The organism is Actinoplanes sp. NPDC051346 (assembly GCF_040682215.1).
In the GTDB taxonomy this organism is placed as follows: domain Bacteria; phylum Actinomycetota; class Actinomycetes; order Mycobacteriales; family Micromonosporaceae; genus Actinoplanes.
In genome coordinates this window covers 177,445-199,770 of the sequence record NZ_JBFBAJ010000011.1, presented here as the reverse complement: position 1 = coordinate 199,770, position 22,326 = coordinate 177,445, and the positions used below count along the sequence as shown (strand labels likewise).

The following is a 22,326-nucleotide window of genomic DNA, read 5'->3' as shown; positions in this document are numbered from 1 at the left end:
GCGTCCCCATCGCTGTCGTCCCCATCGCTGTCGTCCCCATCGCTGTCGTCCCCATCGCTGTCGTCCCCATCGCTGTCGTCCCCATCGCTGTCGTCCCCATCGCTGTCGTCCACGCAGTCGTCGTCGCTGTCGTCCCCGTCGCCGTGGCCAACGCCGCTGGCGTCATCACAGCTGCCGCCGTCGCCACTATCGGAGCCGGGCTTGCCGTTCTCGTCGAGCGACCCGTCCTTCTCCGGTGGCCCGTTTGGACCGGAAGATCCGTTCTGGCCAGACGAGCGGCACTCACCGGCTGGGCCCTTCTCATGGTCTGTGCCAGCCGACGTGATGGCGGTGACAATGGAGGCCGCCCGAGCAGGACGGGACCTGACAGTCGTGGACCTGCCAAGGCACCTGGACGACGCGGCAACGGTCGCCCTCGGCGCGGCCGATCGCGCAATCCTGATCGTCCCCGCCGAGCTGCGCGCGACCGCCGCGGCGGCCCGGGTAGCAGCACGGGCCAGAATGCATTGCCCTCACCTGTCGGTCGTCGTGCGCGGCCCCGCACCAGGCCGGCTGAAGGCCCGGGAGATCGCCCGATCACTCGGACTGCCCCTGGCCGGCTCCCTGCGCCCGGAACAGTCGATCTGCCAAGGCATGGAACAGGGCGAACCCCCAACCGCCAGCGGCCGAGGCCCCCTCGCCGAGCTCTGCCAGCGCCTCATCGCCGAGCTGTCCTCAGCCGGAACGACGGAGCAGGCCTAACCACACCCGGGCGCGGCCTTGACTGGCTGGCACCCTCCCTTGCTCGCGCTCTGGCCGGCCGACACTCTCACCGGCTCGCGCTCTGTCTGGCCGGTACTCGCGCAGGCTCGCGCTTTGGCCGGCCGGCACCTCACCGGCTCGCGCTCTGTCTGGCCGGTACTCGCGCAGGCTCGCGCTTTGGCCGGCCGGCACCTCACCGGCTCGCGCTCTGTCCGGCTGGCACTCGCGCAGGCTCGCGCTTTGGCCGGCCGGCACCTCACCGGCTCGCGCTCTGTCCGGCTGGCGCTCTCACCGACCCGCGCTTTGGCGCGCTGGCACTCGCTGGCTCGTGCATGGCCGGCTGGCGCTCTCGCTGGCTCGCGCTCTTACGGCTAACACTCGCGCTAGGCCGCCTGGCGCCCCACTGGCTCGCGCTGAGGCCGGCTGGTACTCGCCTGGAGCCGGCGTCGCCATGCTGGTCATCACGCGAAGGCTCGACCGGACGCGGTCGACCTCGCCGCACTCGCCGCCGCGGCCTGCATGGCCGCCGGAATCGTGCGCAAGGCGGAGACGAGGCCGGCTCTTTGCCTCAGGGCGCGGCTCTTTGCCTCAGGGCACGGCGAGCGCTCAGAGTGAACAGCTAACCCGCACCTTCGGTACCCAAACTGAGCACCCACGAAGCAGTCTTCCAGACATCGTTGATCGAAGTGCGATATCCACAGAGGACCGGTTGTCCACAGGCTGGCGTTGGTCGGTTGAAGGCGGTTCGCCGTTCCGGCGATGGTGTGCGCATGTCCGTCAACTCCGTGCTTCCGGAGGGCGCCATGCCCGTTCAAGCTTTCATCTCACGTCGCTTTGGAAGGTTCCCTCAAGCTAAGTCTCGTGGTCGGTCCGTCGCCATCGACGCACTGTCCTTCAAAGACGCTGAGTGCTTCGATGCGTGACGTCATCGGCGGTACCGCACGGCCGGGCATCACCGAGAAGGTGCGGCGGAGGCTCGCGTTCGACGGCGTAGACCCCACGGCGGCCGCAGTGGTCACCGCGGTGCGGGAGGACCATTCGATCTCTCTGCTCGGCGATACTGCGGTGCGACGGCTCGCCGACCGTGTCCGCCAGCATCTGGTCGGTGCCGGCCCGTTGGCGTCGCTACTTGCCGACCCGGCGGTGACTGATGTTCTCGTCAACGGCACCGAGGTGTGGGTGGACCGCGGCGCCGGCCTGCACCGCACCACCTTGACGTTCACGGATCACGATGAGGTGCGCCGCCTCGCGCAGCGTCTCGCGGCCAGCTGTGGAAGGCGGCTGGACGACGGCCAGCCCTACGCTGACGCTCAACTGCCCGATGGCACTCGACTGCACGCGGTGTTGCCTCCGGTCGCCACCTTCGGGCCGTACCTATCATTGCGCACGTTCCGGCAGCGGCCATTTACCTTGAGCGACCTCATTCGGTGTGGAACGGTGCCGTCGGAGGCCGGCCCGCTGCTCGAAGCCGTGGTGGCGGCCCGGCTTGCCTATCTGGTCGTCGGTGGCACCGGTTCCGGCAAAACGACCTTGCTCGGCACGCTGCTCGGCCTCGTGCCTGCGACGGAACGGATCGTCCTCGTGGAGGACGCGGCCGAGTTGCGGCCCGCCCATCCGCACCTGGTGGCCCTGCAGACACGAACGTCGAACGTCGAGGGCGCGGGCGCGGTTCGGCTCACCGACCTGGTTCGGCAGGCGCTCCGCATGCGACCGGACCGACTGGTGGTGGGCGAGTGCCGAGGGGCCGAGGTAGCCGATCTGCTGGCCGCCCTGAACACAGGTCATGAGGGCGGCGCCGGCACTCTGCACGCTAATGCCCTGACCGACGTGCCGGCACGACTCGAGGCGCTGGGTCTCCTCGGCGGTCTACCCCGCGCAGCCCTGCATGCTCAAGCGGTCGCCGCGCTTCAAGTCATCATCCAGGTACGCCGCATCACCCGCGGCCGCGTCCTGGACTCGATCGGGGTGCTGCTACCGACGGGGGAGCAGCACCTCGCCACGGTGATCCCGGCCTGGCAAAGAGGGCGAGGCACCGGCCCAGGCGCACCCGCCCTCGCCCGCATGCTGACCGAGCGCGGCGTGGCAGTCCCTCCGCTCCTGAGCTCGGATGCGACTTCACCCACGCCATCGGCCGCGTTGCCGAGCTCCGCACCGTCGTCAAATAGGTCGTCGGTTTCGCCAGGTTCGTCGCGGGCCTCGACTGTGTTGTCCTGCCCACCCGGCTCATCGAGGGTGTTGTCTCGCTCACCCGGCTCATCGGGGGCGCCGACTGCGTTGTCCCGCTTACCCGGCTCATCGGGGGCGCCGACTGTGTTGTCCCGCTCATCCGGCTCGTCGGGGGCGTCGGCCGTGTTGTCCTGCCCGCCCGGCTCGCCGTGGTCATCTGCCCTGTCGTTCCCCGGGCTGGATCCGTCGACCGGTTCGTCGAGGACCGCCGGAGTGCAGTCATGACAGCGCCGGCGTGGCTTTCGGCCGTGTGGCTCTGGCTTGGTGTGGCGTGGCCATGGGCCCTGGCGGCAGTTTTGCTGACGGCCGCCGCAGTGGTCGCCGTGTGGCCCTTTAGGCGAGGCCTGAGCAGGCTGTCCGGCCGGCGACGCCGGACTTCGCCGGTCCCAGATCTTGCCGCCGTGGGTGCGCATGCGATCCGCTCGCCCCGGCTTTCGGTCAGCGCGGCAGCCGCGGCTGCCGCGGTATTCGGCATGGCCCTCGGGGGACCGGTAGGCGCATTCGTCGCCGGCATCTACGCAGCCCTGGCGGTCCGCGCGCTTATTCGCCGGGCCGTGCGTAGACACGCTGCCGAGGTGCGCGCTGAGACGCTCGACGAGCTCAGTGCCTTGGCCGCCGACCTGCGTGCCGGTCTGCCGCACCTTGGCGCGACATCTGCCAGTCTGCCCCGCCCGTCCGCAACCTCGGCTGGTCTGCCTCATCTGGCCGCTACCTCGGACGGCCTGTCTCGTCCGGCCACGCCATCGGCGGGTCTGTCCCGCCCGGCCGCAGCAAGGGCCGGCGGACGGCGCTCGATCGCATCCGTTGCCGGACTGGCGCGACCGGCCGGGCGTCCGGCCGAGCTTGCGGCGGCGGCCGTCCGCCTAGCCGAACGCACGGGTGCCCCCACCGCGGATCTCATCGAACGCATCGAAGCCGACGCCCGCGCCGCCGATCGGGCTCGCGCTACCGCTGCGGCGCAGGCGGCGGGCGCCAAGGCAACGGCCGTCCTGCTAGCCGCACTGCCGCTCGGCGGCGTCGCCCTCGGCTACGGCATCGGTGTCGACCCGCTGCGGGTCCTCCTACACACCCCGGCCGGTGCTGCCTGCGCGGTAGGCGCAACCCTGTTGCAGGTCGCTGGGCTGCTGTGGACTGACCGCCTCATCACGGGTCCGGCGGAACCCTCCGACGATCCGACGCTCGCACCCGGTGGTCCGCTGTCTCGCACCCTGCCTGCCGCAGTGGCGCCTTCCGCCGAGGCGGACCGGGACGCTGCCCTGGGCCGCCGGCCTGGCACCGTGGCTGGTTCTCCTATCGAGCCTTGGGATGCCGCTCCGGCTTGCTGGCCAACCAGCGTGAGCGGTTCTCCTGCCGTGGCTTGGGGCCCTCCTGCAACCGACGCGCCTGAGTCCGAGGCCGCGCGGTCGAGTGCCGCCGTGGTGCCTCCTGTCTATCGGTCGCGTCGTGAAGGGCCGCCGCGATGACCGCTTCCACTTGCGGCGCCGAATCGATCATTCGCAGGGGCGGCCCGGTGCGGATTCCCCTTCAGCCGTGCTGTGTTCTCGCGCTGCTTCGAGCCACGCGGATGCCGCGGCCGCCTATGTCCGTGGTCTGCCCGTCACGCGCTGGTCTGAACGCACTGATCGCCGCTGCCATCGGTGCTTCCGAAGGGGGCGCATGATGAGGCGCATCTTCATCGCCTTGGCCTGCGTGATGGCGGGCACCTGCTACGCCGGGCACTGGTGGGGAGTGCTGCCGGCGGTGGTCGCGGCGTACGGTATCGACCGCTGGCTGCGAAAGCAGGAGCCCGCCGCCGTGCGTGCCCAGCGCGCACGGGCTCAGGCGGACCTGCCGCTCGCCGCGGACCTTCTCGCCGCGGCGCTGCGTGCCGGCGCACCGGTCGACCGTGCGGCGTCCGCCGTGGCGGAAGCGCTCGGCGGTCCGCTGGGAGAACGCATCGACCGTGTCGGCCGCGCACTCCGTCTCGGCGCTGACGCGGAAGCCTGGACCCATCTAGCCGACGTGACGGGCTCGGCACGCCTGATCGCGGCTGCGATTCGGTCGAGCACCAGCGGCGGTGCGCTGGCGGGAGCCTTCACCCGCCTCGCCGACGACCTGCGGGCCGACCGCGCGGTCACGGCGGAATCGGCCGCCCGCCGCGCCGGCGTCCTGATCGTTCTACCGCTCGGGCTGTGCTTCCTCCCGGCTTTCCTGCTGGCCGGCCTGGCGCCGGTCGTGATCGCAGTTCTTGGCGACGTCCTGTGACGGCCGCCCGCTTTCGCCAGTCGCGGTCCGCTCGCCCGGCACGCCAGGGGTGGTGGCGTAAGCGTCAGGGGTGATGGCCCACGCAGAGCACCGAGCTGCTCGTTCTGCCGCTGGGCGGAATTGCTACTTACCGGCCTTCGGGCCGGTGCCAGTCGCCGGGAAGCGGCGACATCCACAACGAAGAGGAGTTCCCATGAATCGACTGATCGCCCGCCTCACCGGCCCGCGTGCCGACGAAGGAATGAACACGGCGGAATATGCTGTCGGCACCTTGGCAGCCGTGGCCTTCGCGGGCGTCCTGCTCAAGGTCCTGACGAGTCCGGCCGTCCAGCAGTCTCTCGCCAGGGTCATCAACGAGGCACTGAATTGAGATCGCGCCGGCAGCCTGGCTCGCCGCTGAGCCGTTTCCCAGCGGACGGTCTTTCGGCGGATGACCTTCCGATGGATGCTCGCTCGGGGGATGGTCTTCCGCGGGGGGAGACGTCGTTCCAGAGGGCGACCTCGACGGATGGTCTCCTGACGAGTGGTCTTGTGATGAGTGGTCTCCTGGCGGATGGCTCTCGCCGGGTTGACCTCAGATCTGGTGCTTCGTCGTCGACCGGCTCGCAACCAATCGTCCTGCTGGGTTCTGGCCGCGACGCCGCTGGCCGGGGACCGGCCGCTCCTGGTTGGTCCGCTGCCGCGATGACCGGCGGCAGAGCAGCCGGCGGCGGGCTGGCTGGCGGCAGAGCAGCCAGCGTCGGGATGGTGCGGGGCGTGATCGCCGGCAGCAGGACGGCAGCGCTGTCGTTCGAGCGTCGGCTGTCCCGCGACGGCGATCGGGGATCGTTCACCGCGGAACTCGCAGCCGGGCTGCCGGCGCTCATGCTTCTGTTGTTCGCCGGCCTTACCGCAGTCGGCGCGATGACCGCTCAGGGACGGTGTGTCGACGCCGCGCGTGAAGGTGCCCTCGCCGCGGCCCGCGGTGGCGCGGGCGCGGCTGAAGCGGCACGCATCGCTCCGTCGGAGGCACGCATCGAAGTCTTGGACGGCGTGGACACCGTGACGGTGACCGTCCGAGCTCCTCTGGAAGTCTTCGGCGGCCACCTCCCGATGATCGTTGTCGAGGCGACTGCCGTGGCCGCCCGGGAACAGGGCGGTCGGCCGTGAAATGGTCAGGCGGACGGCGCTGGAAATGGTCAGGCGGACGGCCCTGGAAATGGTCAGGCGGACGGTCCTGCGGGCGATCCTATGGCGGTCCAGTGGCGACCATGGAATCCCCGACTACGCCCAGCCGGTGCCCGCCGTCGGAAGGGAGCTCTCTGTGGGATCGGAGGCGTGATGTCCAGCTACGCGGTCACCCCTCGCGGGCGGCGGACCGTGGCGCCGCGTCGATCTTCGTGCTGGCGGTAGGGCTGGTCCTAGTTGCCGGTGGGGTTGCGGGGGCGGCGGTCGGCGCCGCGAGGGTTGGACGGCACGAGGCGCGGACAGCCGCCGACCTCGGTGCGCTCGCGGGCGCCATGCGGGCGATCGAGGGGAGGCAGGTGGCCTGCACGCGGGCCACCGAGCTTGTCACGGCCAATGACGGTCGTGTGACCTCCTGTCGCCTCGATGGCCTGGACGTCGTCATCGAGGTCGAGACGGACGTGACCCCGCTGCCGGGCCTCACGACCCACGCCTCGGCCACGGCGCGGGCAGGTCCGATCCGAGGCTGAACGAGTACACGTCGGTGGTCGCTCCGCCCACATCGTCGACGTGAAACGGCCACGGTCGGCCGGCTTTCCAGGAACCAAATCTGTCCAATAAGGAGGTAGCGATTAGGCGCTGAATTCGCCGTTCAACCGCCTCGGCGCGGATTGGTGCCCTACTTGTGCTGATCCTGGGCCGGTAACCGGGATGAGTCCCTCGTCGTGGCCGGTAGCGGTCAGTCGGCGGGAGTCCTGGTCCGACGAGTGCGCAGATCCGACCGAGAGAGATGCGTCCAGCTCAGGGCACCTATGGAGCGGATCGCTACCGTGTTTGCCATGACGTCGGACTTCACTGTTGCGCTGCGCGGCTACGACCGGGACCAGGTGGATCGGCTACTCGCCCAGACGGATGTGGCTCTCGCCTCATCGGATGAGGCACTGCGAGCATCGGCGCGGAATCTGCTGCAAAGTCCAGACTTGGTGGTAGTCCTACGCGGCTATGCGCGTGACCAGGTAGATGCCGCTATCCGGGATCGGTTGGGCCGGTTGGGTTTGGCAACCCCTGACAATCCGCCGCGTGGTTACGCGTCGTCCCCATTCGTCGTGGTGTTGCGTGGTTACGACATGGCGCAGGTGGATGACGCTCTCGGGCGGGTCGAGGCGGCTACACGGTCGGACGACGTATTCGCGCGGGCTGCGGCACGCGATGCGCTGCGTGTCGCCGACTTCAGGGTGCGGATTCGCGGCTACGACCGGGCCCAGGTTGACCGCGCCGTGCGAGAAGCGGTGAATCGGCTTTCGTGAGGCGTCAACAGGGACTTTCGTGAGGCCTCAAAAGGGGCCTTCGTGAGGAGGCAAGAAAGGCCCTCGTGAGGCGTCAAGAGGGAAATGGCCAGTCTCGAGTTCGTGGTCAGACCGCTGCCGCCCTCTTCCGGCGTGCGCCCATCAGCCCGTTGCGAGTCGTCCGTTCGCGTAGGCCGAGATCGGGTCCTGGCGTCAGGGGCGTGCGGCGGTGAGGGCTGCGTGGGCGGCGTCAGGGGCGTGCGGCGGTGAGGGCTGCGTGGGCGGCGTCAGGGGCGTGCGGCGGTGAGGGCTGCGTGGACGGCGTCAGGGGCGTGCGGCGGTGAGGGCAGCCTGGACGGCGTCCAGGACCGAGATCGCCTTTTCCTTGTCCAGCGGGTTGTTGCCGTTGCCGCATTTCGGGGACTGCACGCACGATGGGCATCCCGTCGTGCACCCGCAGGACGCGATCGCCTCGCGGGTGGCGCGGAGCCACTCCGTCGCCGTGCCGTACGCGCGTTCCGCGAAGCCCGCTCCGCCCGGGTGCCCGTCGTAGACGAACACCGTCGGGCATTCGGTGTCGGCGTGGTTCGCTGTCGACAGGCCGCCGATGTCCCAGCGGTCGCAGGTGGCGATCAGGGGGAGGAGGCCGATCGCCGCGTGTTCCGCGGCGTGCAGGGCGCCGGGGATGTCGGCCTGGGGCACGCCCGCGGTCTGGAGCTCGCGCGGTGAGATCGTGAACCAGACCGCCACCGTACGCAGCTCGCGCGGTGGCAGGTCCAGCGGGCGGGTGTCGATCACCTCGCCGGAGCCGAGGCGGCGGCGCTGGTACGAAACCACTTGGCTGGTCACGTCGACGTCGCCCAGGAACAGGCCCACCGGGCCGGCGTCGACGTATTCGCGGACCGCGACCACCGACAGGTCCGTCACGTCGCGGGCGTGGGTCGACCATTCCGGTTCCTCCGCGTGGACCAGCGCGACCGACTCGTCCAGGTCGAGGTCGTCGACCACATGGGAAGTCCCCTGATGGAGGTACACCGCGCCGGGGTGGAGCATGGCGTGAGAGGAGCCCTGGTCCACCGTGCCGAGCAGGCGTCCCGTCGCCGACTCCACCACCGCGACCGGCGCGCCGCCGGTGCCGCGCAGGTCGACGTCCGGGCGGCCTTGATGGGTCCAATACCAGCCGGTGGGGCGTTTGCGTAGGGCGCCCGACCGGGTCAAGGCCTCGACCGCCTCCCGGGCTGCCTCCGCGCCGAACAGGGACAAATCCGCCGGGCGCAGGGGAGCCTCCGCGGCGGCGCAGCAGAGCTGCGGCCCGAGCACGTACGGGTTGGTCGGGTCCAGCACCGTGGCCTCGACGGGCCGGCCGAACAGCGCCTCCGGGTGGTGCACCAGGTATGTGTCCAGGGGGTCGTCGCGGGCCACCAGCACCGCCAGCGCCTCGCCGCCCGCCCGGCCCGCGCGGCCCGCCTGCTGCCACAGTGACGCCCGGGTGCCGGGATAGCCGCAGATGAGCACCGCGTCCAGGCCGACCAGGTCCACGCCGAGCTCGAGCGCGTTGGTCGACGCCAGCGCGAGGAGGTCGCCCGACAGCAGCGCCTGCTCGATCGCGCGGCGGTCCTCCTTCAGGTATCCCGCCCGGTATGCCGCCACGCGGTCGCCGAGCCCCGGCACCGCCTCGTCCAGCGAGCGCCGGGCCATCGCCGCCACGACCTCCGCTCCTCGGCGTGAGCGGACGAAGGCCAACGTCCGGGTGCCAGCCACGACCGCGTCGGCGAGCAGGTCCGCCGTCTCGCTCAGCGCCGAGCGTCGGGTTCGTGTACCCGCCGCGTCGGCGAGCAGGTCCGCGTCACTCCGCCCGCAATGCAGCGACTGCCCGGAATGCAGCGACTGCCCGGAATGCAGCGACTGCCCGGAATGCAGCGACTGCCCCGAATGCAGGGTCTGCCCGGAACGCGGGGATTGCGCGCCTGCCGCCGCCTCGGCGAGCTGCTCCACGGTCTCCACCGCAGGAGGCAGCAACGGCGGCTCCCACAACGCGAACGTCACCGCCCCGCGAGGCGAGGCGTCCTCGGTCACCGCCGTCACCGGCAGCCCGGTCAGCCGCGCGGCCGCGTCAGCTGGATCGCCCGAGGTGGCCGAGGCCAGGATGAATGTCGGCGAGCTGCCGTACTGCGCGGCCAGGCGGCGGAGGCGGCGGAGCACGTGCGCCACGTGGGAGCCGAACACGCCCCGGTAGCTGTGGCATTCGTCGATCACGACGTACGCAAGGCGGCGGAGGAAGGGGGCCCACCTGGCGTGACCGGGTAGCAGAGCGTGGTGGAGCATGTCCGGATTGGTGAGCACGAAGCGTGAGTGTTGACGGACCCATTCGCGTTCCTCGCGGGGCGTGTCTCCGTCGTATGTGGCCGGCCGCACCCCGTCGATTCCGAGGCGGATGAGGGCCCGCAGCTGGTCCGCCGCGAGGGCCTTCGCGGGCGAGAGATACAGCACGGTCGCGCGTGGGTCGTCGAGCAAACGGCTCAATGCCGGCATTTGGTACGCGAGCGACTTGCCGGACGCCGTGCCCGTGGCGAGGACGACGTGCTGCCCGGCGTGGGCGAGTGACGCCGCGGTGGCCTGGTGTTCCCACGGCTGGAATCCATATGCGTCGCGTAACGGCTCCTGCACCCAGGGCGGCCACGGTACGGTACGCCCGGCGCGTGACGCGACGTGCTCGATGTGGGTGATCGGCGAGTCCTCGGCGGACGAGCCGCGCGCCCGCAACCGGTGCAGCAGTTCCGCAGGTCCGAGTGCGTCGATTGCGCCGCGCGCGGCCGGAATGCCCGGGACGGTCGTGGTCACGTACTGCACTCTGACATCGGTATGCCCGAACCTCAAACGGGTACGACGGTGGGTGCCCACGCGTCAGGGGATGACAGTCGGTGGTTAGATTCGCTGGGGAGATCGGCTGCCTGAGGGCTTGCCCGGAGGGAGGAGGACCGATGGAGCTTTCGCTGACGACCCGGACCGTCGGCGAGCACACGGTGCTCGACGTCGGCGGTGAGGTCGATGTGTATACCGCCCCGCGGCTGCGGGAACGCCTGGTCGAGCTGGTCGACGGCGGCTCCCGGCATGTGGTGGTGGATCTCGGCCGCGTCGAGTTCCTGGATTCCACCGGCCTCGGTGTGCTGGTCGGCGCGCTGAAGCGGCTGCGTGCCGCGCACGGCACCTTCGGCCTGGTCTGTGCCAAGGAGCCGTTGCTCAAGATTTTCCGGATCACCGCGCTCGATCAGGTGTTCCCTATCCACCCCTCGGTAGAGGCGGCCACCTCGACGTCGTCCGGCGATCGCGACGACAACCCCCCGGCAGCGTGATGGCCACGGTGCGGCTGTCGTTCTCCCCGGCGCCGGTGCACGTGCGTACGGCGCGGCTGGTCGGCGTGGCGGTGGCTCGGCGCGCGGGGGTCGCCGAGGACCTGCTTGATGAGGTACGTCTGGCCATCGGTGAGGCGTGCACGAGGGCAGTGGCTTTGCACAACCAGTACGGCCTGCCCGACCTCGTCATGGTGGAAATGTCCGACTCGGACTTGTATACGGTTCGGGTGATCGACCGTGCGCCGATCGAGGCGAGCGTCGGCCTGACCAAGCTGCCGCCGGACGAACTCGCCGACGAGTCGCTGACCGACGAGGCCCTGACCACCGGCGTGGGTTTCGCCCTGCTGGCCGGCTTTGTCGACGACCTCCAGGTGCGCCCGGTCGACGACGGCGCGGGCACCGAGGTCCGCATGGTCTGGCCCGTCACCCGCCGCTGACCACCAGCACCAACCCAGCACGCGGCAGCCAAGAGGTAAGAAGCCAAGAAGCTCGCCCATAGCGTCGCCGAAGCGCCCTGTGGCGCCGCAGAAGCAGCGTGCGCCACCGAGAAACAGCGCCCAAGGTATGCAAGCGCAAAGCCGGCGGCGCGCACAAGCGCGAAGCCAGCGGCCCCCGGAGGCACGCAAGCGCCAAGCCAGCGGCCCCGGGAGGAACGTAGGCGCAAAGCCGGCGGCCCCGGAGGAACGTAGACGCAAAGCCGGCGGTCCCAGAGGCGCGAGTGCAATGCAGTAGACCCAGAAGCGCACCGAAGCGCAAGAACCTGCTCGATCGGGCGAAGTACACGAACCGCGTTAGACGAACCGCGAAAGTCGACCGCAGAACAGCAACAACTCAAAAAACTCGGCCTGTCGCGCGCGAATCCCGCCCCGCCACGGCACAAAATGGACACACCCCGGCATGAGCGGCCGGGAAACCGCAGGTCTGTCGCGGTGGAGCCTAGAGGTTCATCAGCGTCGATGCCAACCGCTAACACAGCGGTAAACATCACCACGACACGGCCGGATGCAGGTGTGACCATTGCCACGTCTGGCCGCTACAGTACGCCGGTAATCAGCTACTGCTCCCCGGTTCCGCGCCCCGCGGGACCGGCTCTGTCGTCTCCCCGTTGCGGGGATGCGCCCGGCAGTCTCGTCCGCTACCGGGTGCGATCGGTCGTACAGGAGGACATTGATGTCCGGGACCTCTATGAGCCTCGCCGCGGAATCCGGCGGGGTATCCCTCAGCGGTGACAATGTCACATTTGTGGTTGTCGCAGTGGTGTTTGCGCTGGTCGCGCTGGCGTTCGCCGCGATGTTCGTGCAGTCGGTGCTCAAGGCCGGGCGCGGCACCACCAACATGCAGGAGATCGCCGGCGCGGTGCAGGAGGGCGCGTCGGCCTATCTCTTCCGGCAGTTCAAGACACTGGCGATCTTCGTCGTCATCGCGGTTGTGCTGCTGTATCTGCTTCCCGTGCACGGCTCCGGTGACAACGAGACCACGGTGAAGATCGGCCGGTCGCTGTTCTTCATCGTGGGTGCCGTCTTCAGCTCGTTCATCGGTGGCGCCGGCATGGCGCTGGCGACGCGGGCGAACCTGCGGGTGGCCGCGGCGGCCGGTGAGTCCGGTGGCCGGGAGAAGGCCATGGGCATCGCGTTCCGCACCGGCGGCGTGGTCGGCTTCCTCACGGTCGGTCTGGGCCTGTTCGGCGCCGCGCTGGTCGTGTGGATCTACCGCGGCGACGCGCCGACCGTCCTCGAGGGCTTCGGCTTCGGCGCCGCGCTGCTCGCCATGTTCATGCGCGTCGGCGGCGGCATCTTCACGAAGGCCGCGGACGTCGGCGCGGACCTGGTGGGCAAGGTCGAGCAGGGCATCCCCGAGGACGACCCGCGCAACGCCGCGACGATCGCGGACAACGTGGGCGACAACGTCGGCGACTGCGCCGGCATGGCCGCCGACCTCTTCGAGTCGTACGCGGTCACGCTGGTCGCGGCCCTGATCCTGGGCCAGGCGGCGTTCGGCCAGGACGGCCTGATCTTCCCGCTGATCGTCTCCACGATCGGTGTCGTCATCGCCATCGTCGGTGTCTTCATCACCCGGCTGCGCGCCTCGGACCGTAACGGCCTGACCGCCATCAACCGGGCGTTCTACATCTCCGCGGTGCTGTCGGCGATCATCGTGGCGATCGTCGCCTTCGTCTACCTGCCGAACACCTTCGCCGGGTTCGAGGACTCGACGCTGGACGCCGGTGTGCTCGCGAGCGGCCGCAACCCGCAGTTCGTGGCGATCGGCGCGGTCGTCATCGGCATCGTGCTGGCCGCTGCCATCCAGGCGCTGACGGGCTACTTCACCGAGGTCGAGCGGCGTCCGGTGCAGGACATCGGCAAGTCCTCGCAGACGGGCGCGGCCACGGTCGTGCTGGCCGGCATCAGCGTCGGCCTGGAGTCCGCCGTCTACTCGGCGCTGCTCATCGGCGCCGGCGTGTTCGGTGCGTTCCTGCTCGGCGGTTCGTCCATCACCCTGTCGCTCTTCGCGGTCGCGCTCGCCGGCACCGGCCTGCTCACCACGGTGGGTGTCATCGTGGCGATGGACACCTTCGGTCCGATCTCGGACAACGCGCAGGGCATCGCCGAGATGTCCGGTGACGTCGACGAGCGTGGCGCGCAGATCCTGACCGAGCTGGACGCGGTCGGCAACACCACGAAGGCGATCACCAAGGGCATCGCGATCGCCACCGCCGTGCTCGCCGCCACGGCGCTGTTCGGGTCGTACACGAACACGCTGTCGTCGTCGATGGCCGACGCCGGGGTCAGCGCGGACCGCATCGGCACGGAGATCCTCGGCCTGCTGAACATCTCCAACCCGCGCAACCTGGTCGGCCTGCTGATCGGCGCCGCGGTGGTCTTCCTCTTCTCCGGCCTCGCCATCAACGCGGTGTCCCGCTCGGCGGGCGCGGTCGTGATGGAGGTACGCCGTCAGTTCCGCGAGTTCCCCGGCATCATGGACCGCACCCAGCGGCCCGAGTACGGCCGGGTGGTCGACATCTGCACCCGGGACGCCCAGCGTGAGCTGCTCACCCCGGGCCTGCTGGCGATCATGGCTCCGATCGCGGTCGGTTTCGGGCTGGGCGCGGGTGCGCTGGCCTCCTACCTCGCCGGCGCGATCGGCGCGGGCACGCTCATGGCCGTCTTCCTGGCGAACTCCGGTGGTGCCTGGGACAACGCCAAGAAGCTGGTCGAGGACGGCGCGTACGGCGGCAAGGGCTCCGACGCCCACGCCGCGACGGTCATCGGCGACACGGTCGGCGACCCGTTCAAGGACACCGCCGGCCCGGCCATCAACCCGCTGCTCAAGGTGATGAACCTGGTGTCGCTCCTGATCGCCCCGGCGGTCGTGGCCTGGAGCATCGGCACCGAGCAGAACACCCCGCTGCGGGTCAGCATCGCGGTCGTCGCGGCGCTGATCATCGTGGCCGCGGTGATCTGGAGCAAGCGCAAGCCGATCTCCATGGGCGAGGAGGCCCCGGCCCCCGAGTCCACCCCCACGCGCGTCAGCGCCTGATCCGAAGTGGTCAAGAGGGCGCCCGGCACTCGCCGGGTGCCCTCCGCCGTGCGTTGGCCGTACGCTGCAATCCATGCGCACGGCCCGCACCATCCCCCTACTCATCGTCTGTTCGCTCTTCGTGACGCTGAGTGCTTGTTCGAGCGGCCCGGCTCCCCGCGCCTGGGCCGCATCCGTCTGCAAAGTGCTGTCCCCCTGGCGCACGGAGATCGGTACGCTCGCCACCCGCACCCAGCAGCAGATGACCGCCGCGACGACGCCCGCCCAGGCGAAGGAGAACCTCATGCGGCTCTTCGGCGGCGCCCAGGCGGCGAGCGAGAAGGCGAGAGCCGGGGTGCAGGACGCCGGCGTCCCGAATGTCGACGAGGGTAAACGCGTGGCGGAGAGCTTCACGGCCTCGCTGGGCGCGATGCGCGACGCGTACGGTCGGGCCAAGACCGGCATCGAGGCGCTCGCGACCAGCCCTTCGAAGGACTTCTACCACCGGGTCGGCACGGTCGTGGAGACGCTCAACACCGAATACAAGGCCAGCGAGCTGGATACCAGCAATCTGTCGTCGGTGGAGCTCAAGGAGGCGTTCGACGCCGTTCCGGAGTGCCACTGACCATGGCCGAGCCCGGGTGGCCGCTGATTCCGCGCGAGGTGCTGCCCGCGCCGGTCGAGCCCACCCGCCCGCGGCCGCGGCGGGCGGCCGCGACCACGCCAGCGGGGCGGCAGCTCTCGGTCTTCGGGGTCGAGGCCGTCGACCCGTCGCTGGCCGATCTGGCGGGTTTGCTCGCGGGCCCGGGACGGCTGGGCCGGATGGGGGGTACGGCGCGCGTCTCGGTGCGGGTCGACGCCGCCTGGCGGGTGCACGTCCTCGTGGGGGAGCTGGTCAGCCGCGGTCTGGTGGTCAACTGGCACCCGGTGCCGGAGGAGCCTCGGGAAGACCCGGTGGCGGAGCTCACGTTAGAACCGGTGGATGAGGAGCCGGTGAAGGCGCGGACGGTCGCCTTCGACGTGGCGACCGCGTACAGCAGCCGCCTGAACGGCCTGGCCCGGCGCTGGCCGCCGCCGGACGCAAGGATCTTCCTCGATGGGCCGAGGCTGCGGCTGTGGGCGGCCGCCGCCGGGGAACCCCGGCCGCAGGGCTACGCCCTCGGTCTGGATCCCGACGGGATTCTTGACAAGGCGGTCGACGAGGCATTGACGCGGATCGGTCTCGCCGGCACGGTCCAGGCCGGTCCGGCGTACGTGATCGCAGGTCGCAGGCGTCTCACCCGCCTCGCCGAAATTATCGGTGAACGGCCGGCCGCGGCACCCGAAAGACTGTGGCCGGGCGGCGCCGCTGCGTGATCTTCCCCGATTGTGTGCGACATGACGGCATGTTCCCGGTGTACGGTGTCGCCGTCGGACGCGTGCGGTGGCCGGGCCGTTACCATCCGACTTCTGTGTGCCCGGGGAATGCGAGCTAGTCCGGCGCGTTACGTTGAACGTCCGCGTGTCCGCCGTCCGCGACGGGCCGCGCCGAGTGAGTCCGATGTTTGGGAGTGCCGTGCCGAGCAACGCCAGGACGACCCGTCTGGTCATCGTCGAGTCCCCGTCGAAGGCCAAGACGATCGCCGGCTACCTGGGGCCCGACTATTTCGTCGAGGCCTCCTTCGGTCATGTCCGCGACCTGCCGAAGAACGCCGACGAGGTCCCCGAGAAGTACAAGGGTGAGTCCTGGGCGAGGCTCGGCGTCGACGTCGACAACGGCTTCCAGCCGCTCTACGTGGTCTCCAGCGACCGCAAGCAGCAGATCGCCAAGCTGAAGCAGCTCGCCAAAGAGGTCGACGAGATCTTCCTCGCCACCGATGAGGACCGCGAGGGCGAGGCCATCGCCTGGCACCTGGTCGAGACGATCAAGCCCAAGGTCCCGGTACGCCGGATGGTCTTCCACGAGATCACCCGGCCGGCGATCCAGGCGGCGGTCGCCAACCCGCGCGAGATCGACAAGGACCTGGTCGACGCCCAGGAGGCGCGCCGCATCCTCGACCGGCTGTACGGCTACGAGGTCAGCCCGGTGCTCTGGAAGAAGGTCATGCCGAAGCTGTCGGCGGGCCGGGTCCAGTCCGTGGCGACCCGCATCGTGGTCGAGCGGGAGCGCCAGCGGATGGCCTTCCGCACGGCCGAGTACTGGGACATCAACGCCCAGCTCGCCATCCAGGAGAAGGTCGAGGGGACGCGCTCGTTCTCGGCGACGCTGATCGCGCTGGGCGGCGACCGGGTCGCGACCGGTAAGGACTTCGAGCCGACCACCGGCCGGCTCAAGCCGGGTGCCGCGGTCGTGCACCTGGACGGCGACGGCGCCCGCGGGCTGGCCGCCCGTCTCGAGGACCGGCCGTTCACCGTTACCCGGGTCGAGGAGAAGCCGTACAGGCGCCGGCCGTACGCGCCGTTCATCACCTCGACGCTGCAGCAGGAGGCCGCCCGCAAGCTGCGGATGTCGTCGGCACAGACCATGCGCACCGCGCAGCGGCTGTACGAGAACGGTTACATCACCTATATGCGTACCGACTCGGTGAACCTGTCGGAGACGGCCATCGCGGCCGCCCGCCGGCAGATCGCCGAGCTCTACGGCGAGCGCAGCGTCCCGCCGGAGCCCCGCCGCTACACCGGCAAGGTCAAGAACGCGCAGGAGGCGCACGAGGCCATCCGCCCCGCCGGAGACACCTTCCGCGCCCCGGGCGAGCTGGCCAACGAGCTCTCCGGCGAGGAGTTCCGGCTCTACGAGCTGATCTGGCGGCGTACGGTCGCGTCGCAGATGACCGACGCGGTCGGCAACTCGATCTCCGTACGCATCCGGGCGGTCTCGACCGCGCAGGAGGAGGCGGACTTCGCCGCGACCGGCAAGACCATCACCGACCCCGGCTTCCTGCGCGCCTATGTCGAGTCGTCCGACGACGAGAACGCCGAGGCCGAGGACGCCGAGCGCCGCCTGCCCAACCTGGTCAAGGACCAGCCGCTGACCGCGGAGGAGCTCGCGGCCGTCGGTCACCACACCAGCCCGCCGGCCCGCTACACCGAGGCGTCGCTGGTCAAGGCCCTGGAAGAGCTGGGCATCGGGCGCCCGTCGACCTATTCGTCGATCATGCAGACCATCCAGGACCGCGGGTACGTGGAGAAGCGCGGCCAGGCCCTCATCCCGACCTTCATCGCGTTCGCGGTGATCGGCCTGATGGAGAAGCACTACCCCCGCCTGGTCGACTACAACTTCACCGCGGCGATGGAGAACGACCTCGACGGCATCGCCGGGGGCGAGAACGCCTCGCTGGACTTCCTCAGCGCCTTCTACTTCGGCAGCCAGAACGCCGACGCGGAGGACTCGATCGCCCAGGCGGGCGGGCTGCGCAAGCTGGTCACCGACAACCTCAGCGCCATCGACGCCCGGTCGATCAACTCGATCCCGCTCTTCGACGACGAGGACGGGCGGCTCATCGTGGTGCGGGTCGGCCGCTACGGGCCGTACCTGCAGCGACAGCAGCCGGAGGGCGCCGAGGAGTCGCCGAACGACCGCGCGTCGCTGCCGGAGGGCATCGCGCCCGACGAGCTCACCCCGGAGAAGGTCAACGAGCTCTTCCTGGGCGGCGGTGGCGAACGCAGCCTCGGCGACGACCCCGTGACCGGCGGCGCGGTGGTGCTCAAGTCCGGCCGCTTCGGTCCGTACGTGGAAAGTGGTGACCGTCGCTCGTCGCTCTTCCGCACCCAGTCGCCGGAGACGCTGACGCTCGAGCAGGCGTTGCAGCTGCTGAGCCTGCCCCGCGTGGTGGGCAAGGACGCCGAGGGCGCCGAGATCGTCGCCAAGAACGGCAAGTTCGGCCCGTACGTGCAGCGCGGCACCGACTCACGGTCGCTGCAGGGCGAGGATCAGCTCTTCACCATTACCCTGGACGAGGCGCTGGCACTGCTGGCCGCCCCGAAGATCCGCCAGCGCGGCGCGGCCAAGCCGCCGCTGCGTGAGATGGGCCCGGACCCGGCCACGCAGAAGCCGATGGTCATCAAGGACGGCCGGTTCGGCCCGTACGTGACCGACGGCGAATTCAACGCGTCGCTGCGCCGGGATCAGACGCCGGAGGAGCTGACGGTCGAGCAGGCGTCCGAGATGCTCGCGGAGAAGCGCGCCAAGGGCCCCGCCCCGAAGAAGAAGGCCGCCGCGAAGAAGGCCCCGGCGAAGAAGGCCGCCGACGGCGCCGAGCCCGCGAAGAAGACCGCCGCCAAGAAGGCCCCGGCGAAGAAGACGGCGGCCAAGAAGGCGACTCCGGCCAGGAAGGCCACCCCGGCCAAGAAAGCCACCCCGGCGAAGAAGGCGACCGCACGGAAGGCGGCCCCCGCGAAGGCGGCCGCCACCACCGAGTAGGACTCAGCTACCCAGCACGCGATCCAGGTAGGCGTTGGTGAAGACCCTGCCTGGATCGAGCTGGTCGCGCACCGCGAGGAAGTCGTCGAATTTCGGGTACGCCCGGCGCAACGACTCCGCATCCCGGTAGTGCATCTTGCCCCAGTGCGGGCGCCCGCCCAGCGACTCGCACACCGCCTCGAACGCCCGGAAGTAGGGCTCGTAGGGGCTGCCCGAGTACTGGTGGATCGCGATGTAGGCGGAGTCGCGCCCGTACCCGTGTGAGAGCCAGATGTCGTCGGGCCCGGTGAAGCGCACCTCGACCGGGAACTGCACCTTGAACGGCAGTCCCTCGATGATCCGCGGCAGTGCGGACAGCGCCTCGGTCACGCACTCGCGGGGGATCTCGTATTCCATCTCCACGAAGTGGACGCGGCGCGAGGTGCAGAACACCTTGTCGGACCGGTCGGTGAACGTGCGGGCCGTCAGGGCCCGCGCCGCGAGCGCGTTCATCGGCGCGACGGCCGACGGGAACCTCTGGCCCACCTTGCAGACGCCCTGGAACACGGTGTTGGACAGGAAATCCTCGTCCAGCCAGCTCCGGAACCTCGACAGCGGTCGGTCCGACGCCGGCACGTGGTTGTTGCGCTTGAGCTGCGCCCGGTCGGTGTAGGGATACCAGTAGAACTCGAAGTGGTCGTTGGCGGCGATGTGCTCGTCCAGGCCGGCGAGCACCTCCGCCAGCCGCACCGGCCGCTCGTCGGCGAGCAGGACGAAGGCCGGCACGCAGCGCAGCGTCACCTCGACGAGCACCCCGAGGGCGCCGATGCCGAGCCGGGCGGCCTGGAAGAGCTCGGACGACGAGTCGATGTGCAGGACCGCCCCGGAGCCGGTGACCAGGGTAACGGCTTCCACGCCGGAGGCCAGGGTGGAGTGTGCCCGACCGCTGCCGTGGGTACCTGTGGAGATGGCACCGGCGACCGTCTGGTGGTCGATGTCACCCAGATTGGGCATCGCCAGTCCGTGCTCGGCCAGCAGCTCGTTCAGCCGGAAGAGGGGCATACCAGCCTGAACCGTGACCAGATCACCAGCAACGGAGATCAGGTCGTTCAGCCGGTGCAGCACCAGCCGCTGGTCGTCGGCGACCGCGATGCCGGTGAAGGAATGGCCGCTGCCGACCGCCTTGACCCGGCGCCCGGCGGTCGCGGCCTCCTTGACCAGGGCCGCCACCTCCTCGGTGGTGCCGGGTGCGAGGACGTCGACGGCGACGGACTCTTGGTTACCGCCCCAGTTCCGCCAGCGACGGGAGGCGAGGGGAAGCATTTTGTCACTGGTCATTACGGTCCTGTCCTCCCGACGAGCGGACAGTCGCACAAAACCGGGGATGCCACGCGTCCCCCGCGTCCCGTCGATGCGCCTCGCTCGTTGATCCGAGTAACGTTCTTTTATCACTGCTGAGAGGGAGTGGCGACGCGTGTCGACACCAACCGTCACCACCGGACCGCTGCGGCGGGTGCCGGTGCAGGGCAGAAGCGTTGCCCGGGTCCAGCGCATGCTCGACGCCTGCGCCGAGCTGGTGGACGAGGTCGGGTACGAGGGCCTGACCACGACCCTGCTTGCCGAGCGGGCCGAGGTGGCCATCGGCTCGGTATACCAGTTCTTCCCGGACAAGCGGGCCATCGTCCAGGCGCTTGCGATGCGCAACATGGACGCGTATTTGCAGAGTCTGTCGGCGCGCTTCGGCAACGAGACCTTCGCCCACTGGTGGGACGGAGTCGACGCCGCGATAGACGTCTACATCCACATGCACCGCAGCGTGCCGGGATTCCGGACGCTGCACTTCGGTGACGTGGTCGACCTGCACCTGCTCGACGCCGAGCGGGACAACAACACGGTCATCGGCGACCGGATCGCCGAGCTCCTGGTGGACCAGTTCCAGCTGATGGACCTCGTGCGGCTGCGCTTCGCGCTGCTGATCGCGGTCGAGGCGGCGGACGCGCTGATCAAGCTCGCCTTCCGTCGCGACGCGGCCGGCGACGACGCCGTGCTGACCGAGGCGAAGGCGCTGATCCGCGAGTACCTGCACCGCCACGTCCCGGCCTGATTTTCTAGCCGAGGAACGCATGTCCCTCTCCCCGATACGTCGGGGCCGGCGTCGCGGTGTCGCCGTCGACGAGGTGCACCTCGTTGACGTGCTCGCACAGCTCGCCGGCCTTGGCGTGACGGAACCACACCCGGTCGCCCGGCCGGAGCTGGTCGGCGACCTCGCCGATCAGCGGCGTCTGCACCTCGCCGGCGCCCTCGTCGGAGCGGAATCGCAGCCCTTGCGGCAGCCACGGCGTCGGCTGCCGGGACGGCCCGGTCGGTCCCGAGGCGATCCAGCCGCCGCCGAGCACCGTGGCGATCCGCGGCGCCGGGCGCCTGACCACCGACAGGGCGAAGAACGCCGCCGGGGTCGGCCGCCAGGCCCGGTAGGCGTCGAACAGCGTGGGCCCGAACAGCCCCGAGCCCGCCGCGACCTCGGTCACCGACGGATCGGCGGCGGTGGCGGCCATGCTCCCGGTGCCGCCGCCGTTGACGAACTCCAGGTCGGCGTGCTCGCGTACCGCCCGGACCGCGGCCATCCGGCGCTTGAGCAGCTCCGGCAGGGCGCGGCGCTGGATGGCGCGGATCGCCCGCGCGCGCAGCGCCTGCCCGGGCGGGGCGTCACCCAGGCCGGCGATGTGTGCCTCGTACGCCATCATCGCGACCAGCGTGAAGCCCGGCCGCGCGACCAGCCGGCGGGCCAGCGCGCCCGCCTGCGCCGCGGAGTGCACGGGCGAGCGGCGTACGCCCACGTGCAGCGGGCCGGCGGGCCGCCATGAGGCGTCCAGCTCCAGGCAGATGCGTACCGGCGGGCGGCGGCCGGGGGCGGTGACCGCGTCCACCAGATCGAGGTGACCTGGGTCGTCGACCATGATCGTGATGGCGGCGGCGAGGGTCGGGTCGGCGGTCAGCTCGGCGATCGCCGTGCGGTCCACCGTCGGGTACGCGACCAGCACGTCGTCGCTGACTCCGGACCGGACCAGCCAGATCGCCTCGGGCAGCGTGTAGGCCATGACTCCCGACCAGCCCGGCCGCTGGAGCACCCGCTCGAGCAGGGCCCGGACCCGCACGGACTTGCTCGCCACCCGAATCGGCTTGCCGGCCGAGCGCACGCTCAGCGCCGCGGCGTTGGCGTCGAACGCGGCCAGGTCGACGGCGGCCACCGGCGTCTCGAGGTGGGCCGTGGCCCGGTCAAGACGTTTCTGTTGGGCGCTGCTCTCGGCGGTCACGCCAGCAACCTATCCGCTTGTCGGCCAATGCGAAATACCTTCATCTATTCGCCACCCGGACGAGCGCGCACGGTCATCGGGGTCCGCCCGTTAGAGTGCTTCGG

16 protein-coding genes and 2 pseudogenes are annotated in these 22,326 nt (G+C 70.2%); 15 read left to right on the top strand and 3 right to left on the bottom strand.

Translation table 11 applies throughout. The annotated features are described in order from the left end of the window. Positions 1-306: 306 nt before the first annotated feature. From AB0M36_RS26400 to AB0M36_RS26365, 8 genes and pseudogenes are all read left to right on the top strand, one after another. A pseudogene (locus tag AB0M36_RS26400) lies at positions 307-741 on the top strand (septum site-determining protein minD); the annotation flags it as partial. 915 nt (positions 742-1,656) lie between these two features. Then, positions 1,657-2,841 (top strand): annotated as a pseudogene (locus AB0M36_RS26395) (TadA family conjugal transfer-associated ATPase); the annotation flags it as partial. Between the two features lie 527 nt (positions 2,842-3,368). Further along, entirely contained in the window at positions 3,369-4,430 is a 1,062-nt protein-coding gene (locus AB0M36_RS26390) for a hypothetical protein (protein WP_364162137.1), read from the top strand. Between the two features lie 193 nt (positions 4,431-4,623). Continuing rightward, positions 4,624-5,211 (top strand): type II secretion system F family protein, encoded by a 588-nt coding sequence (locus tag AB0M36_RS26385; protein WP_364162134.1) that lies wholly within the window; start codon positions 4,624-4,626, stop codon positions 5,209-5,211. A gap of 193 nt (positions 5,212-5,404) precedes the next feature. Continuing rightward, positions 5,405-5,581: a DUF4244 domain-containing protein gene (locus tag AB0M36_RS26380; RefSeq protein ID WP_364162131.1), complete on the top strand. Its 177-nt coding sequence runs from the start codon at positions 5,405-5,407 to the stop codon at positions 5,579-5,581. Between the two features lie 386 nt (positions 5,582-5,967). After that, positions 5,968-6,360 carry a TadE family type IV pilus minor pilin gene (locus tag AB0M36_RS26375; protein ID WP_364162128.1) on the top strand — a complete coding sequence of 131 codons (393 nt, stop codon included), beginning with the start codon at positions 5,968-5,970 and terminating at the stop codon, positions 6,358-6,360. Between the two features lie 101 nt (positions 6,361-6,461). Continuing rightward, positions 6,462-6,905, top strand: coding sequence for an Rv3654c family TadE-like protein (locus tag AB0M36_RS26370; RefSeq protein WP_364162125.1), 444 nt, complete (start codon positions 6,462-6,464; stop codon positions 6,903-6,905). Positions 6,906-7,214: 309 nt separating this feature from the next. Beyond that, positions 7,215-7,682 (top strand): DivIVA domain-containing protein, encoded by a 468-nt coding sequence (locus tag AB0M36_RS26365; protein WP_364162122.1) that lies wholly within the window; start codon positions 7,215-7,217, stop codon positions 7,680-7,682. Between the two features lie 303 nt (positions 7,683-7,985). Here the strand turns inward: AB0M36_RS26365 and AB0M36_RS26360 are convergent, their stop codons facing one another. Then, positions 7,986-10,502, bottom strand: coding sequence for a DEAD/DEAH box helicase (locus AB0M36_RS26360; protein ID WP_364162119.1), 2,517 nt, complete (start codon positions 10,500-10,502; stop codon positions 7,986-7,988). Between the two features lie 140 nt (positions 10,503-10,642). On the opposite strand from AB0M36_RS26360, the gene AB0M36_RS26355 reads away from it, so the two are divergent. The 6 genes from AB0M36_RS26355 to topA all read left to right on the top strand — a co-directional run bounded on the left by AB0M36_RS26355 (position 10,643) and on the right by topA (position 18,929). Next, positions 10,643-11,014, top strand: coding sequence for an STAS domain-containing protein (locus AB0M36_RS26355; RefSeq protein WP_364162116.1), 372 nt, complete (start codon positions 10,643-10,645; stop codon positions 11,012-11,014). Then, entirely contained in the window at positions 11,011-11,451 is a 441-nt protein-coding gene (locus AB0M36_RS26350; RefSeq protein ID WP_364162113.1) for an ATP-binding protein, read from the top strand. Before AB0M36_RS26355 ends, AB0M36_RS26350 begins: the two co-directional genes overlap by 4 nt. Before the next feature lie 733 nt (positions 11,452-12,184). After that, a complete protein-coding gene (locus AB0M36_RS26345; RefSeq protein ID WP_364162110.1) occupies positions 12,185-14,551 on the top strand; it encodes a sodium-translocating pyrophosphatase in 2,367 nt (788 codons plus the stop codon). A 73-nt stretch (positions 14,552-14,624) separates the two neighbouring features. After that, on the top strand, positions 14,625-15,155 hold the full coding sequence (locus AB0M36_RS26340; protein ID WP_364162107.1) for a hypothetical protein: 531 nt from the start codon (positions 14,625-14,627) through the stop codon (positions 15,153-15,155). Positions 15,156-15,157: 2 nt separating this feature from the next. Then, entirely contained in the window at positions 15,158-15,886 is a 729-nt protein-coding gene (locus tag AB0M36_RS26335) for a hypothetical protein (RefSeq protein ID WP_364162104.1), read from the top strand. A gap of 199 nt (positions 15,887-16,085) precedes the next feature. Then, positions 16,086-18,929: a type I DNA topoisomerase gene (topA, locus tag AB0M36_RS26330; protein WP_364162101.1), complete on the top strand. Its 2,844-nt coding sequence runs from the start codon at positions 16,086-16,088 to the stop codon at positions 18,927-18,929. A 3-nt stretch (positions 18,930-18,932) separates the two neighbouring features. Here topA and AB0M36_RS26325 read toward each other — a convergent pair whose 3' ends face one another. After that, on the bottom strand, positions 18,933-20,246 hold the full coding sequence (locus tag AB0M36_RS26325) for a D-arabinono-1,4-lactone oxidase (RefSeq protein WP_364162098.1): 1,314 nt from the start codon (positions 20,244-20,246) through the stop codon (positions 18,933-18,935). 136 nt (positions 20,247-20,382) lie between these two features. On the opposite strand from AB0M36_RS26325, the gene AB0M36_RS26320 reads away from it, so the two are divergent. After that, complete coding sequence (locus AB0M36_RS26320) at positions 20,383-21,012, top strand: TetR family transcriptional regulator (protein WP_364162095.1); 630 nt, start codon at positions 20,383-20,385, stop codon at positions 21,010-21,012. Between the two features lie 4 nt (positions 21,013-21,016). Here AB0M36_RS26320 and AB0M36_RS26315 read toward each other — a convergent pair whose 3' ends face one another. Continuing rightward, a complete protein-coding gene (locus tag AB0M36_RS26315) occupies positions 21,017-22,222 on the bottom strand; it encodes an amino acid deaminase/aldolase (RefSeq protein WP_364162092.1) in 1,206 nt (401 codons plus the stop codon). Between the last annotated feature and the right edge of the window lie 104 nt (positions 22,223-22,326).